At 69.4% G+C, this 13,378-nt stretch carries 16 protein-coding genes; 2 read left to right on the top strand and 14 right to left on the bottom strand.

Going from position 1 to position 13,378, the window contains the following annotated elements; all coding sequences use genetic code 11:
* Nucleotides 1–5 precede the first annotated feature (5 nt).
* The 12 genes from ACSHV8_RS47055 to proS all read right to left on the bottom strand — a co-directional run bounded on the left by ACSHV8_RS47055 (nucleotide 6) and on the right by proS (nucleotide 8,204).
* Complete coding sequence (locus tag ACSHV8_RS47055; protein ID WP_067505225.1) at nucleotides 6–329, bottom strand: DUF2469 domain-containing protein; 324 nt, start codon at nucleotides 327–329, stop codon at nucleotides 6–8.
* On the bottom strand, nucleotides 326–1,168 hold the full coding sequence (locus tag ACSHV8_RS47050; RefSeq protein ID WP_436526991.1) for a ribonuclease HII: 843 nt from the start codon (nucleotides 1,166–1,168) through the stop codon (nucleotides 326–328). Before ACSHV8_RS47050 ends, ACSHV8_RS47055 begins: the two co-directional genes overlap by 4 nt.
* On the bottom strand, nucleotides 1,168–1,677 hold the full coding sequence (locus tag ACSHV8_RS47045) for an NUDIX hydrolase (RefSeq protein ID WP_436526990.1): 510 nt from the start codon (nucleotides 1,675–1,677) through the stop codon (nucleotides 1,168–1,170). Before ACSHV8_RS47045 ends, ACSHV8_RS47050 begins: the two co-directional genes overlap by 1 nt.
* Before the next feature lie 44 nt (nucleotides 1,678–1,721).
* Nucleotides 1,722–2,384, bottom strand: coding sequence for a signal peptidase I (gene lepB / locus ACSHV8_RS47040; protein ID WP_436526989.1), 663 nt, complete (start codon nucleotides 2,382–2,384; stop codon nucleotides 1,722–1,724).
* On the bottom strand, nucleotides 2,381–3,274 hold the full coding sequence (gene lepB / locus ACSHV8_RS47035; RefSeq protein ID WP_436526988.1) for a signal peptidase I: 894 nt from the start codon (nucleotides 3,272–3,274) through the stop codon (nucleotides 2,381–2,383). The genes lepB (ACSHV8_RS47040) and lepB (ACSHV8_RS47035) overlap by 4 nt, the downstream gene beginning before the upstream one ends.
* A gap of 153 nt (nucleotides 3,275–3,427) precedes the next feature.
* Nucleotides 3,428–3,784, bottom strand: coding sequence for a 50S ribosomal protein L19 (gene rplS / locus ACSHV8_RS47030; protein ID WP_436526987.1), 357 nt, complete (start codon nucleotides 3,782–3,784; stop codon nucleotides 3,428–3,430).
* A gap of 123 nt (nucleotides 3,785–3,907) precedes the next feature.
* The gene (gene trmD, locus ACSHV8_RS47025; protein ID WP_436526986.1) at nucleotides 3,908–4,672 is read right to left on the bottom strand and encodes a tRNA (guanosine(37)-N1)-methyltransferase TrmD; all 765 of its coding nucleotides are present in this window, start codon (nucleotides 4,670–4,672) and stop codon (nucleotides 3,908–3,910) included.
* Nucleotides 4,669–5,235 carry a ribosome maturation factor RimM gene (gene rimM / locus ACSHV8_RS47020; protein WP_436537281.1) on the bottom strand — a complete coding sequence of 189 codons (567 nt, stop codon included), beginning with the start codon at nucleotides 5,233–5,235 and terminating at the stop codon, nucleotides 4,669–4,671. The genes trmD and rimM overlap by 4 nt, the downstream gene beginning before the upstream one ends.
* A gap of 6 nt (nucleotides 5,236–5,241) precedes the next feature.
* Complete coding sequence (locus ACSHV8_RS47015; RefSeq protein WP_014447131.1) at nucleotides 5,242–5,499, bottom strand: RNA-binding protein; 258 nt, start codon at nucleotides 5,497–5,499, stop codon at nucleotides 5,242–5,244.
* A complete protein-coding gene (gene rpsP / locus ACSHV8_RS47010) occupies nucleotides 5,477–5,974 on the bottom strand; it encodes a 30S ribosomal protein S16 (RefSeq protein WP_436526985.1) in 498 nt (165 codons plus the stop codon). Before rpsP ends, ACSHV8_RS47015 begins: the two co-directional genes overlap by 23 nt.
* A gap of 173 nt (nucleotides 5,975–6,147) precedes the next feature.
* On the bottom strand, nucleotides 6,148–6,795 hold the full coding sequence (locus ACSHV8_RS47005; RefSeq protein WP_436526984.1) for a DUF402 domain-containing protein: 648 nt from the start codon (nucleotides 6,793–6,795) through the stop codon (nucleotides 6,148–6,150).
* A gap of 2 nt (nucleotides 6,796–6,797) precedes the next feature.
* On the bottom strand, nucleotides 6,798–8,204 hold the full coding sequence (proS, locus tag ACSHV8_RS47000) for a proline--tRNA ligase (protein ID WP_436526983.1): 1,407 nt from the start codon (nucleotides 8,202–8,204) through the stop codon (nucleotides 6,798–6,800).
* Between the two features lie 83 nt (nucleotides 8,205–8,287).
* On the opposite strand from proS, the gene ACSHV8_RS46995 reads away from it, so the two are divergent.
* Together ACSHV8_RS46995 and ACSHV8_RS46990 are read left to right on the top strand one after the other, a co-directional pair.
* A complete protein-coding gene (locus tag ACSHV8_RS46995) occupies nucleotides 8,288–8,773 on the top strand; it encodes a SigE family RNA polymerase sigma factor (RefSeq protein WP_436526982.1) in 486 nt (161 codons plus the stop codon).
* Nucleotides 8,763–10,211: a hypothetical protein gene (locus tag ACSHV8_RS46990; RefSeq protein WP_436526981.1), complete on the top strand. Its 1,449-nt coding sequence runs from the start codon at nucleotides 8,763–8,765 to the stop codon at nucleotides 10,209–10,211. Before ACSHV8_RS46995 ends, ACSHV8_RS46990 begins: the two co-directional genes overlap by 11 nt.
* On the opposite strand, the gene ACSHV8_RS46985 is transcribed toward ACSHV8_RS46990, so the two are convergent.
* Together ACSHV8_RS46985 and ffh are read right to left on the bottom strand one after the other, a co-directional pair.
* A complete protein-coding gene (locus ACSHV8_RS46985; protein WP_436526980.1) occupies nucleotides 10,212–11,288 on the bottom strand; it encodes an amidohydrolase family protein in 1,077 nt (358 codons plus the stop codon). It lies immediately after the preceding gene.
* A gap of 537 nt (nucleotides 11,289–11,825) precedes the next feature.
* Nucleotides 11,826–13,373 carry a signal recognition particle protein gene (ffh, locus tag ACSHV8_RS46980; protein ID WP_436526979.1) on the bottom strand — a complete coding sequence of 516 codons (1,548 nt, stop codon included), beginning with the start codon at nucleotides 13,371–13,373 and terminating at the stop codon, nucleotides 11,826–11,828.
* Between the last annotated feature and the right edge of the window lie 5 nt (nucleotides 13,374–13,378).

The following is a 13,378-nucleotide window of genomic DNA, read 5'->3' as shown; positions in this document are numbered from 1 at the left end:
CTCCGTCAGCCGCCGAAGCCGGGCTCATCCGGCAGGGAGATGTCCGGTTTCTCCAGCTCTTCGACGTTCACGTCCTTGAACGTCATCACCCGCACGTTCTTGACGAACCGGGCCGGACGATACATGTCCCAGACCCAGGCGTCGTGCATCTCGACCTCGAAATACACCTCGCCGTCGGAGTTGCGCACGTGCAGATCCACCTGGTTGGCCAGGTAGAACCGGCGCTCGGTCTCCACGACGTAGGAGAACTGGCGGACGATGTCGCGGTACTCCCGGTAGAGCTGCAGCTCCATCTCGGTCTCGTACTTCTCGAGATCCTCTGCGCTCATCGTGTCTCGCCCTCCATGGCCTCATCTTCCCCCACCGACGGCGACGGCTGAGGCTGCTCGCCCGACGCCACGCCGACGGTACCCTCAGCCGCGCCCGGAAGCAGCAGCGGCTCGGTAACGGATGCGTCGAACAGGGACGGCACGGGCGCCGGCGTGGACACCGGGCGGCGCGCTCGTGGCGGCACATTTCCCCGGCCCGAGGCCGCGGCCACGTTCACATACGAGAACCGGTGCTCGACGCACGGTCCGTGCCGGAGCAGCGCGGCGCTGTGCTCGTCCGTTATATAACCTTTGTGTACGGCGAAGCCGTATTCCGGGAACTGATCGTGCAACTCCACCATCAGCCGATCCCGGGTGACCTTGGCCAGGACACTGGCCGCCGCGACGCAGGCCGCGACCCGGTCACCCTTCCACACCGCCAGGCCGGGCACGCCCAGCCCGTCGACCGGGAAACCGTCGGTCAACACATACTCCGGGCGGACGGTCAGCGAGGCCAGCGCCCGCCGCATCGCCGCCAGGTTGCAGACGTGCAGGCCCCGGGCGTCCACCTCGGCCGGCGGGATGATCATCACGGACCAGGCCAGCGCCCGGTCGACGACCTCGGCATACACCCGCTCGCGGGCGGCCGCGGTGAGCAGTTTCGAGTCGGCCAGCCCGGGCACCTCGCCGCGCTTGCCCGCGGGCAGGATCGCCGCGGCGGCGACCAGCGGGCCGGCGCACGCGCCCCGGCCGGCCTCGTCGGCCCCGGCCACGTGTTCGAAGCCGCGCCGCTGAAGTGCCTGTTCCAGGGCGTAGAGTCCGGCTTCCCGGCGGACCACGGTGCGAGGAGGGGCCAACATCAAAGACCCTCTTCCCGTACGCCGTCGACCGCGGCCGTCTCGGCCGAGGCCAACTGTGACCGCAGCAGCGCGGCCAGGTCCTCCGGATAGATCAGCTCGTCGCTGGACTCGATCTCGGCCGCCGACCACCACCGGTGCTCGATGATGGTGAGCCGCTCCTCCTCGTCCATGCCGGCCGTGTCGACCTGCCAGTCGGCCACCCGGAGCAGGAAGAAGTCCTGCGTCTGGACGTAGTCACGGCCGTTGTAGGAGAACTCGGTCTGCTCGTGCCGGATCGAGGTGCCCAGCTCGGCCGGGTCGACGTGCAGCCCGGCCTCCTCGAACAGCTCGCGGGCGGCCGCCTGAACCGTGCTCTCGCCCGGCTCCAGCCCGCCACCCGGAGTGAACCACCAGCGCATCCCCGGCCGGGCCGGATCGCCGCCGTGCAGGAGCAGGGCGCGACCGGCCCGATCGACCAGGAGCACCCGGCCGGCACGGCGCGCGATGGCGGGCTGGTTCGACTCGGTCACGCAACCAGCCTAAGCGCCCGGGATCGATCTTCCGAACCGCCCCGTCACCGGGCGGCGGCGTCCGGGATCGAGTCGTACGTGTCCGGCACGGTCAGCCAGGTCGCACGGCCGGCCGGCCAGAAGATCGTGAAGGCCCGGCCGACCACCGAGTCGATGGTGATCGTCGCGTCCTGCAGCTTGCCGGCCTCGTCGGCGGCGGTGCTCTGCTCGTAGTGCTCCAGCGAGTCGCCCGAGGCCTCGCGGTGGTCACCCATCACCCAGAGCCGCCCGGCCGGCACCGTGATGTCGAACTTCTCGTCGGCCACCTGGTTCCGGTTGCCGTCCGCGTCGGTGTAGATGTACGGCTCGTCCAGCGAGTGCCCGTTGATGGTCAGGCGGTTCTGGGTGTCGCAGCAGATCACGCGGTCACCGGGGGTGCCGATGACGCGCTTGATGAAGTCCTCACCCTCGGCGCCGGACTGCCACTCGGTCGGTGCCTTGAAGACGATGATCTCGCCGCGCTTCGGGTCCCGGAAGTCGTAGACGAGCTTGTTGACGAGCACCCGGTCCCACACGTTGAGCGTGTGCTCCATCGAGGGGGACGGGATGTAGAACGTCTGCAACACGAACGCCCGCACCAGGACGGCGACGAGAATCGCCACGCCCAGCAGGATGGGAAGTTCGCGCCAGAACGACCCGCGGCGCTTTTCGGTCTGCTCGTCAATCACGCTCGGAGCCTACGTCGTCGAGTCACGAACGACATGGTGGAACGCGCGGATAGCGCGGCGGTCAACAGCAACGGGAAAATGCTTCCGGCGACCTGGGGATCCTGGCGCGGCTGGGGCGAGGGAGGCCCGATGGCCGCGGTCGGATGCTCCTTGGCGAACTGTTTCCAGACGTCCGGAATCTCGTGACTCGTGAATCGGCTGCTCGGCCAGACGGTGACGAAGGCGCGGCCGATCACGTTCTCGATCGGGACCGGGCCCTGGCAGCGGGCGTCCTGGGACACCGCCCGGTGATCACCCATCACGAACATCTGCCCGGCCGGAACGGTGACCTCGGCGAACTTCCGGCTCGTGCACTGGCCGGCGATCACCGGCTGACTCAGGTCGGAGTTGAAGCCGTCGGCGATGTAAGGCTCGTCGATGCCGACCCCGTTGACCGTGATCCGCCCCTGATCGTCACAACAGGCGACCTTGTCACCCGGAAGACCGATCACCCGTTTGATGAAATCCCGCTCGCCGGGACGGCTGACGCCGACCAGGTCACCGATGGTGCGGCCGAGTTTCGCCCCGAACGTGTTGCTCACCGGCTCGGTGACCTCGGGCGCCCAGTTGTCGGTGCCGCGGAAGACCACGATCTCGCCCCGCAGCGGGTCGCGCATGTCGTAGACGACCTTGTTGACCAGCACCCGGTCCTTGAGCTCAAGCGTCTTCTGCATCGACCCGGAGGGGATGTAGAACGCCTGCACCAGGAACGTGCGGATGAGCACGGCCAGGCAGAACGCCACCACCAGAAGCAGCGGCAACTCCTGCCAGAGGGGCATCTCCTTGCGCCTGAGCATCGACCGCCGACGAGGTGACGGACGATAGCCTTCCATCGGATCCACGCTTCGCATCTCCTGACGCCTACCGGCCGGACCGCCCCCGGATACAGCACTACCGCCCGAGTTTCCCGACTAGGGAAAGTTACGAGCGGTAGGACTGAAATGGTTCATCATCCGGCACAGCCGCCAGCCTAGGCCCTCGCTGCTGTGCCGGATCTGAGAGGCTCAGACGGTCTGCTTCTCCCGCAGCTCCTTGATCTTGGCCTTCTTGCCGCGCAGCTCACGCAGGTAGTAGAGCTTGGCGCGACGGACGTCACCACGGGTGACGACCTCGATCTTGTCGATCGCCGGGCTGTTGATCGGGTAGGTGCGCTCGACGCCGACGCCGAAGCTGATCTTGCGGACCTTGAAGGTCTCCCGGAGGCCGGCGCCCTGGCGGCCGATCACGACGCCCTGGAAGACCTGGACACGGGAACGGTTACCTTCGACGACCCGGGCGTACACCTTGAGCGTGTCACCGGCCCGGAAGTCCGGGAGGTCGGTGCGCTGCGACTGGGCGTCGAGCTCGTCCAGCGTGTTCATCGCTGCATCCTCGTTACTAGTGCTCACCGTGAGTTCGGTGACGCGGATGGGTAATTCTGGCCCCTCACCACGTCAAGGGGCCCTCGTCCGTCCCCACGGCGTGGGCACGAGACGGCAACCTCCCTACTTTGCCACACCGGGCGGCGGGAGCTCCAATCCGGCCTCGGACAGAGCCTTGCGGTCCTTCTTGTCGAAGGACTCCGGCGGGTAGGCAGCAAAGAGATCCGGCCTGCGGGCCGCGGTTCTCAAGAGGCTTTCGGTACGGCGCCAGCGGGCGATCCGCCCGTGATCACCCGACCGCAGCACGTCCGGGACGTCGCGCTCCCGCCACGTCGCCGGCTTGGTGTAGACCGGGGCCTCCAGCAGCCCGGCCGCGTGCGACTCCTCGGTCAGCGAGTCGGCGTTGCCCAGCACCCCGGGCAGCAGCCGGGTGATCGCCTCCATCACCACGATGACCGCGACCTCGCCCCCGAACAGCACGTAGTCGCCGAGCGAGACCTCGCGCACCGGCATCCGGGACGCGGCCTCGTCGATCACCCGCTGGTCGATGCCCTCGTACCGCCCGCACGCGAAGACCAGGTGCGGCAGCGCGGCCAGTTCGTACGCGTCGGCCTGGGTGAACGGCTTGCCGACCGGGGACGGGATCACCAGCGTCGACTCCGGCGTGGTGACCGCGTCCAGCGCCTCGCCCCACGGCTCGGGGCGCATCACCATGCCGGGGCCGCCACCGTACGGGCTGTCGTCCACCGTCCGGTGCACGTCATAGGTCCAGCTGCGCAGATCGTGCACGGAGAGGTCGAGCGTCCCGGTCGTCCGCGCCTTGCCGATCAGCGAGAGGTCGAGCGGGGCGAAGTACTCCGGGAAGATCGAGATGATGTCGACCTTCACAGATCCAGCAGTCCTTCGGGGAGGTCGACGATCACGCGCTCACCGGCCAGATCGACCGTCGGCACCATCGCGGTGACGAACGGGATCAGCGCCGTTCCGCCGCCGGACTTGGCCAGCACGATCAGATCCGAGGAGGGGGCGTGGTCGATGCGCTGCACGGTGCCCAGCACGACGCCGTCCACGGTCTCCACGCGCAGCCCGACCAGCTGGTGGTCGTGGAACTCGTCCGGATCGTCCGGCGGGGTCAGCTCGGCGCTGTCCACCTGGAGGTAGACGCCGCGCATGGCCTCGGCCACGTTGCGGTCGTGGATGCCCTCGAACACCGCGATGCCGCGGCCCTGATGCCAGCGGATCGATTCGAGGGTGAGTTGTTTCGGAACTTCGAAGCGAGCACCGGGAACGGGGGTGCCCGCCGGGCCGGCGTTCACCCGGCGGTCCCGGGGGACCTCCGTGGTGAACACCGACCCGACGGTGAAGCGTTCCTCGGGCTCGTCGGTCCGCACGACCACCGAGACCTCGCCCCGGATGCCGTGCGGTTTACCGATCTGGCCGACGACGAGCAGCATCGATCAGTACGCGTCGACGATGTCGACGCGGATGCCGCGTCCACCGATCGACCCGATCACCTGACGCAACGCCTTGGCCGTACGGCCGCCGCGCCCGATGACCGTTCCCAGGTCCTCCGGGTGCACGCGGACCTCGAGCCGCTTGCCGCGGCGCGAGTCGACCAGACGAACCCGGACGTCGTCCGGGTTGTCGACGATGCCCTTGACGAGGTGCTCCAGCGCCGGCCGGAGCGCCCCGTCAGCTCGCGTCGGCGCCGGCACCGGCCGGGTCCTCTGCCGTCTCGGCGACAGCCTCGCGGGTCGGCTCGGCCGCCTCGGCCGGCTTCGCCTCGGCGGCCGGCTTCTCAGCCTTGGCCTTCTTCGGCGTGGTGGCCGGCTTGGCCGCCTCGGCGATGCCCAGGGCAGCCTTGGCCTCGGCCTCGTAGACCTCGGTCTTGCTCTGCTTGCTCGGCGCGACCAGCAGCGGCGGCGGGGCCGGCAGGTTCTTGAACTTCTGCCAGTCGCCGGTCTTCTCCAGGATGCGCTGCACCGGCTCGGACGGCTGAGCGCCGACCGACAGCCAGTACTGCACACGCTCGGACTTGACCTCGATCACCGAGGGGTGTTCCTTCGGCTGGTAGATGCCGATGTACTCGATGGCGCGACCGTCACGCTTGGTGCGCGAGTCGGCGACGACGATGCGGTACTGCGGGTTGCGGATCTTGCCCATCCGCAGGAGCCGGATCTTAACGGCCACGGTTTATTCGCTCCTGATGACTGCGTGGGTGAGCCGACCGGAACCCACGTGGGGATGTGGGGCCGATGCCTCGTGGATTGGCAAAGCGATGAGGGGTTAGAGGGCGCCTCACGACATGCCGGATACCAACAAGCCATTCTGCCAGATGAGAGGCCGGGAATCCCAACCGGGTGTCAACGTGCCCCGGGACGGTCCCAGCCGGCCGGAACCTCCACCGGGACGGGCCAGGCCGGGTCCGGCCGGAAGTCCGTCCAGGTCCCGTCGAAGGGGAACTCGCCGGCCTCGATCTTCGTGATCACTCGGCGGCCCTCGGCCCAGACCGCCTCCGGATCCGGCACCCAGTAGTGCTCGGGGAGGGCGAGCCGCTCGGCGAACTCGTCCTCGTCCTTCCAGCGCCACTTCCGGTCCGGGGTGGCGACCACGTCCAGGTCCTGGTCCACCACGTCGACGCCGGCGATGTCGCCGTCGTCCCAGCGGACGGCCCGCTCCTCGAGGTTCACGTACCAGTTGGTGAAGGTGCCCTCGGCGTCCCGAAAGAACCAGACCGAATGGTCGACTCCGGGCGGGACGAACTTCAGGATGCCCGGGCCCGACCAGGTGGCCGGGACCATCCGGTGCGGCAGTGTCGACCACTCGGCGAACGACATGTCGCGCACCCCACGGCCGTCGGCCGCGACCTCGATCATCACGCCCGAGCCGCGGGCCAGCCAGAGCAGCAGCCCGCGGTCGTCGTCGGAGATCACCCGGCCGGGCCGGACGTTGACCAGCCGGCCCGCCGAGAAGTTCCGGTAGAGGACCGGCCGGCCCTCGTCGAATCGCACGATCAGTAGGAACGGCCGAGGTACGCGATCAGGTCCTTCTCCTCGTCCGACTCCGGCATCGTGCCGTCCTCGCGGGTCAGGCACCGGACCGTGACGGCCTTGCCGTTGGCCACCTTCTCGCCGGCCTCGCCGATCGCCGACCACGGCACCCGGGCCCAGCCGGTCTGCGACGCCTCGATCGCCTCGTCGAGCGTCTTCACGTCGACCGTGCGCTCCACCCGGAACGCCAGCGCGTCGTCGTAGAGCCGCTGCTGGTCGGCCTTGAGCGCGGCGACCACGGCGTTGGCGACCTCGGCCAGCGCGATCGGCGACTTCGAGCCGTCGACCCGGCGGGCCACGACCGCGTTGCCGTTGGCCAGGTCACGCGGGCCGACCTCGACGCGGATCGGGATGCCCTGCAGTTCGGCGTCGACCGCCCGGCGACCGAAGGGGATGTCCGCCCGGTCGTCGAGCTTCACCCGTACACCCGAAGCTTTTAGATCGTCGCGGAGCTGCGCAGCAGCTTCGGCGACGCCCTCGCCGGCCTTGACCACCATGATCTGCACCTGGATCGGCGCGAGCCGCGGCGGCAGCCGCAGGCCGTTGTCGTCGCCGTGCACCATGATCAGGCCGCCGACCATGCGCGTCGAGGTGCCCCAGGAGGTGGTCCAGGCGTGCTCGACCGTGCGGTCGGCCGACGAGTACGTGATGTCGAACGCCTTGGCGAAGTTCTGCCCGAGCTCGTGCGAGGTGCCCATCTGCAGCGCTTTGCCGTCGCCCATCATGGCCTCGACGGTCATCGTGTTGGTCGCGCCCGCGAACCGCTCGCCCTTGGTCTTGCGGCCGGGCACCACCGGGATGGCCAGCATCTCTTCCATGAACGCCTGGTAGACGTGCTTGTGGATCTCCCGCGCGTGGTCCCGCGCATCCTGCTCGGTGGCGTGCGCGGTGTGCCCCTCCTGCCAGAGGAACTCGGTGGTGCGCAGGAAGGTCCGCGGGCGCAGCTCCCACCGGACGACGTTGGCCCACTGGTTGAGCAGCAGGGGCAGGTCACGGTACGAGTCGACCCACTTGGCCATGAACTCGCCGATCACGGTCTCACTGGTCGGGCGGACCACCAGCGGCTCGGCGAGCTCCTTGCCGCCGGCGTGGGTGACCACGGCCAGCTCGGGCGAGAAGCCCTCGACGTGGTCGGCCTCGCGGCGCAGGTAGTTCTCCGGGATGAAGAGCGGGAAGTACGCGTTCTGAACGCCCTGCTCCTTGATCCGCGCGTCCATGTCGGCCTGCATGCGCTCCCAGATCGCGTAGCCGACCGGCCGGATCACCATCGTGCCGCGCACCGGGCCGTTGTCGGCGAGTTGCGCCTTGGCGATGAGGTCCTGATACCAGCGGGGGAAGTCCTCCGCACGGGGAGTGAGCACGCGAGCCATGAGGATGCATGGTAGTCGTGGCCCGAGCGCAACCGGCCGGGTGGGCATCCCGTGTCCCTCTGCGGAGAAGGACGGGGTGACGGATGGATTTCGACGGCTTCTACCGGGACACCTCCCGGCGGCTGCTGCGATACGCGTACGGGCTGACCGGTGATCCCGGCGAGGCGCAGGACCTGGTGCAGGAGGCGTACGCCCGGGCCTGGCAGCGCTGGCGCAAGGTCTCCGCGTACGAGGACCCGGAGGCGTGGCTGCGGCTGGTCGTGAACCGGCTGTCCACCGACCGGTGGCGCCGGATCGGCGTACGCCGGGCGCGGGCCGCCGCCGAGCCACCACCGGCCCCGGTCGGACCGCCCTCGGAGGACGTGGTGGTGCTGGTCCGCGCGATGCGGGAACTGCCGGAGGCCCACCGGCGCGCGCTCGCCCTGCACTACCTGCTGGACCGCTCGATCGCCGAGATCGCGACCGAGACCGGTTCGTCGCTGGGCACCGTCAAATCGTGGCTGTCCCGGGGCCGGACGGCGCTCGCGGCCGTCCTGAGCTCGGAGGAAGGGGTTCGCCGTGTCCACTGAACTGGACGATCTGTTCACCGCACTGGGCCGGCAGGCCGACGCCATCCCGATCGGCACCGCGGCGCAGGCCCGCCTCCGGGGTCATCAGCGCCGGGTCCGGCAGCGGGCGGTGCTGGCCAGTGCCGCCGCCGTGGTGCTGCTCCTGACCGGGGCCGGGGTCCTCTCGATCCGGCAGCACCGCCAGGCCGACCCGATCCTGCCCGCCACCACCCCGGCCCGGATCCGCGCGCTGGCCCAGCTCGGCGAGCCGCTGCCGGTGCCCGCGGGGCAGAACTGGAGCGCGGCCCGGATCTCCGGCGACCGGGTGATCGGTCTCGCGAACTCCGAGGCGGTCGCGGTCGACACCCGTACCGGAGAAATGCTCTGGCTTGTCAATGGTGCCTGGATCGGGATGATCGCGACGGCCAGGACGGTCATCCTGCTGCGCCGCGACGACACGCATCCCGAGGGCGGGGACATCAAGGACGGCGAGTACCGGGTCATGGAATTCCACGACGCGGCCACCGGCGCGGCCCGCTGGGAGCTGACGCACAACACCGACGATCGGCTCGTCCTGCACCGGGACGCCCTGGTCCGGCTGGACGCGACGACCGGGCGGACCACCGCGTACGCCCTGGACAGCGGCCGGGTCCTCTGGTCGGCCGACGACGACGCGACGCTGATCAGCGGGATGCGGACCGAGGCGGACGCGTCCGAGGACCAGTTCGGCGCCAGCTCGGTCCTGTACACGCCGGAGTCCGAGAAGGCGTTCCCGTTCACCGATGATCGTCTGATCTCGATAAGCGCCGGGGGCCGGGTGGTGATCCGGAACGTCCTCACCGGCAAGGTCCTGTCGACCACGCAGCGGCGGCCGAACCCCGATCAGATGCTCGGATACGAGGGAACGATCTACATCGACGAGCTCGGCCAGGGCCGGCGCGTCGTCACCGGCCCGGCCGGAGCCCTCTACGCACCGCAGCAGCCGTGGTACTGGAACGACTACTTCCCCTGCGGGGAGAAAAGAATTTGCCTGTACGAATACCACGACCTCGACGACAACGGCGAACGCCAGGAGGCCCATCTGGTGATGGTCGACGCGACGACCGGGAAGCCGATCCGGTCGACCCCGGCGGTGCCGCTGACCGGCGACCACTCGATGCGCCTGGGTCACATCCTGACCAGCAGCGGGGCCGGCAAGGGGACGGCGCTCTACGACGAGAACGGCGAGGCCCGCTACTCCGACAACGGGGTCGGCGGGTTCGCCGACGACGGCAACGCGATCACGCTGACCCGGGACGCCGGGGACGGGCAGTTCACCGTCCGCGGCGTCTCCAACATCGACTTCAGGAAGGTCACGCTGGGGGTGATCCCGGAGCTGTCCGGCCGGTGCGACTGGAACGACGACCTGCTCACCTGCCCGACCGGCCGAGGGCTCTACACCTGGCGGCTCACCCGCTGATCACTTGATGACGGCGCCTCGCAGCACGATGCGGCGGGGCGCCCGCACCACCCGCAGATCCTTGCGCGGGTCGGCGTCGTAGACCACCAGGTCGGCCAGCCCGCCCTCGACCAGCCCCGGGAAACCCAGCCACTCCCGGGCCCGCCACGACGCCGCGGCCAGCACGTCGACCGCCGGGATGCCGGCCTCGTGCAGGTAGAGCATCTCCTCGGCGGCCAGCCCGTGCCGGATCCCGCCACCCGCGTCGGTGCCGACGAAGATCGGCACGCCGGCCTCGTACGCGGCCCGCACCACATCCGGGAAGTTGTCCCGCAGGGCGATCATGTGATCCGCGTACCCGGCGAACTTGCCCCGCGCCTTCTCGGCGATCTCCCCGAACGTCCGGATGTTGATCATCGTGGGCACCAGGGCGGTCCCCCGCCGGGCCATCTCGTCGATCAGCTCCAGGGACAGGCCGGTGCCGTGCTCCACCGAGTCCACCCCGGCCCTCACCATGATCTCCACGCCCTCCTCGGAGAACGTGTGCACCGCGGCCCGGGCGCCGGCCGCGTGCGCCGCGTCCACCGCCGCCGCCATCGTCGTCGCATCCCAGCTCGGAGCCAGATCGCCGACCTCACGGTCGATCCAGTCACCGACCAGCTTGACCCAGCCCGTACCGGCCTTGGCCTGCTCGGTCACCGTCGCGGCGACCGCCTCGGCGGGCACCTCGACGCCGATGTCCCGCAGATAGCGCCGGGGCGGCGCGACGTGACGGCCGGCGCGGGCCAGGCGCGGCACCCCCGGCTCGTCGTCCAACTCCGGATAGGGAAACGGCGACCCGGCGTCCCGCAACGCCAGCACGCCCGCATCCCGGTCGATGACGGCCAGCTCACGGGCCTGATCGACGCTCTCGATGGGCTTCGCCCCGTAGGCGATCCCGAGGTGGCAGTGCGCGTCGACCAACCCCGGCACGATCCACCCGCCGTCGCTGATCGTCTCCGCGTCAGCGACAGGTTCGAACGTCACCCGGTCACCGACGAGCCAGAGATCCCGGACCTCACCGTCCGGCAGAACCGTCCCACGCACATGCAACGCCATGACAACAGTCCTACCGGATCAGCCGCCCCGCCGTCTCCCACCCCACCACAAACACCCACCAGCACCAGCCGAAGCAGACCAGCTGGTGCTCACGGCTCGAAAACGCGCCCGGAACAGCCGTCAGCGCCAGCTGAAGCAGACCAGCTGGTGCTCACGGCTCGAAAACGCGCCGGGAACAGCCGTGAGCGCCAGCCGAAGCGACTCGGCTGGCGCTCACGGTCGAGAACGACGCCAGGAACAGCCCTCAGTGCCAGCCGGGCCTTGCCCGTACCCCCGCCGCTCTTGAATTCGAAGATTCAGTGAGCGGCGGCCGCAGCCCGGACCACAGCGGAAGGGTGCCTGGCCAGCAAAGCCGTGACCACAGCCGAAGGGCGCCGGGCCAGCAAGGCCGTGAGCACAGCGCACCCGGGTCCAGCCGGCAAAGCCGTGAGCACAGCCCACCCAGTCAGGCCGGCAAAGCCGTGAGCACAGCGCACCCGGGTCCGGCCCGCAGAACCGTGACCCGAGCGAACCCGGGTCAGGCCGGCGAAGGACGCGTCAGCGCTTGTCGTCCTTCGGCTTGTTCAGCTTGTTGAAGTCGAGTTTCGGCAGCTTGAAGCCCGGCGGCATCCCGCCCCCGGCCAGCGCGTTCGGGTCCAGCCCGGGCGGCAGCTGCGGCATCCCGCCGGGGAAGCCCGCGGGCATCCCACCCGGCATCCCGCCGCCGCGCGGGCGGTTGTTCTTGCCCTTGCGCTTGTTCTTCGAGCTCTTGGTGGCGCTGCGCCGACCGCCGGGCAGGCCCATCATGCCGCTCATCTGCTTCATCATCTTCTGGGCGTCGGTGAAGCGGTTGAGCAGCTGGTTCACCTCCATCACGGTGACGCCGGAGCCGTTGGCGATGCGCAGCCGGCGGGACGCGTTGATGATTTTCGGCTCGGTGCGCTCCTTGGGCGTCATCGAGCGGATGATCGCGGTGACCCGGTCGAAGTGGCTGTCGTCGAGCTCGGCCAGCTGGTCCTTCATCTGGCCCATGCCGGGCATCATGCCGAGGATGTTGGCGATCGGGCCCATCCGCCGGACGGCGATCAGCTGGTCCAGGAAGTCTTCCAGCGTGAACTGCTCGCCACCGAGCAGCTTGCTGGTCATCTTCTCTTTCTGATCCTCGTCGAAGGCCTGTTCGGCCTGCTCGATGAGGGTCAGAACGTCGCCCATGCCGAGGATCCGGCTGGCCATCCGGTCGGGGTGGAAGACGTCGAAGTCTTCCAGCTTCTCACCGGTGGAGGCGAACAGGATGGGCTGGCCGGTGACGTGCCGGACGGAGAGCGCGGCACCACCGCGGGCGTCGCCGTCGAGCTTGGAGAGGACGACACCGGTGACGCCGACGCCGTCGCGGAACGCCTCGGCGGTCTGCACCGCGTCCTGACCGACCATGGCGTCGATGACGAAGATGACCTCGTCCGGGTTGACCGCGTCGCGGATGTCCCGGGCCTGCTTCATCATCTCCTCGTCGATGCCGAGACGTCCGGCGGTGTCGACGATGACGATGTCCTTGGCGGTGCGCTTGGCGACCTCGATGGAGTCCTTGGCGACCTTGACCGGGTCGCCGACGCCGCTGCCCGGCTCGGGCGCGTAGACGTCGACGCCGGCCCGGCCACCGACCACCTGCAGCTGGTTGACCGCGTTGGGCCGCTGCAGGTCGGCGGCGACCAGCAGCGGCTGGTGGCCCTGGTTCTTGAGCCAGCGGGACAGCTTTCCGGCCAGCGTGGTCTTACCGGCACCCTGGAGACCGGCCAGCATGATCACCGTGGGCGGCTGCTTGGCGAAGACCAGTCGCCGCCCCTCGCCACCGAGCACGTTGATCAGCTCTTCGTGGACGATCTTGATGATCTGCTGGGCCGGGTTCAGTGCCTGGGAGACCTCGGCGCCGCGCGCCCGTTCCTTCAGGTTGGCGATGAACGCCTTGACCACCGGCAACGCGACGTCGGCCTCCAGCAGCGCGAGGCGGATCTCGCGTGCGGTGGCGTCGATGTCGGCATCGGTGAGCTTGCCTTTGCCGCGGAGCTTGGTGAAGATCCCGGACAGGCGGTCACTCAGGGTGTCAAACACAGTGC

The organism is Actinoplanes sp. HUAS TT8, assembly GCF_051380535.1.
Lineage (GTDB): Bacteria > Actinomycetota > Actinomycetes > Mycobacteriales > Micromonosporaceae > Actinoplanes.
Note: the sequence above shows the minus strand (reverse complement) of the source record. Positions and strands in the feature narration are given on the sequence as shown.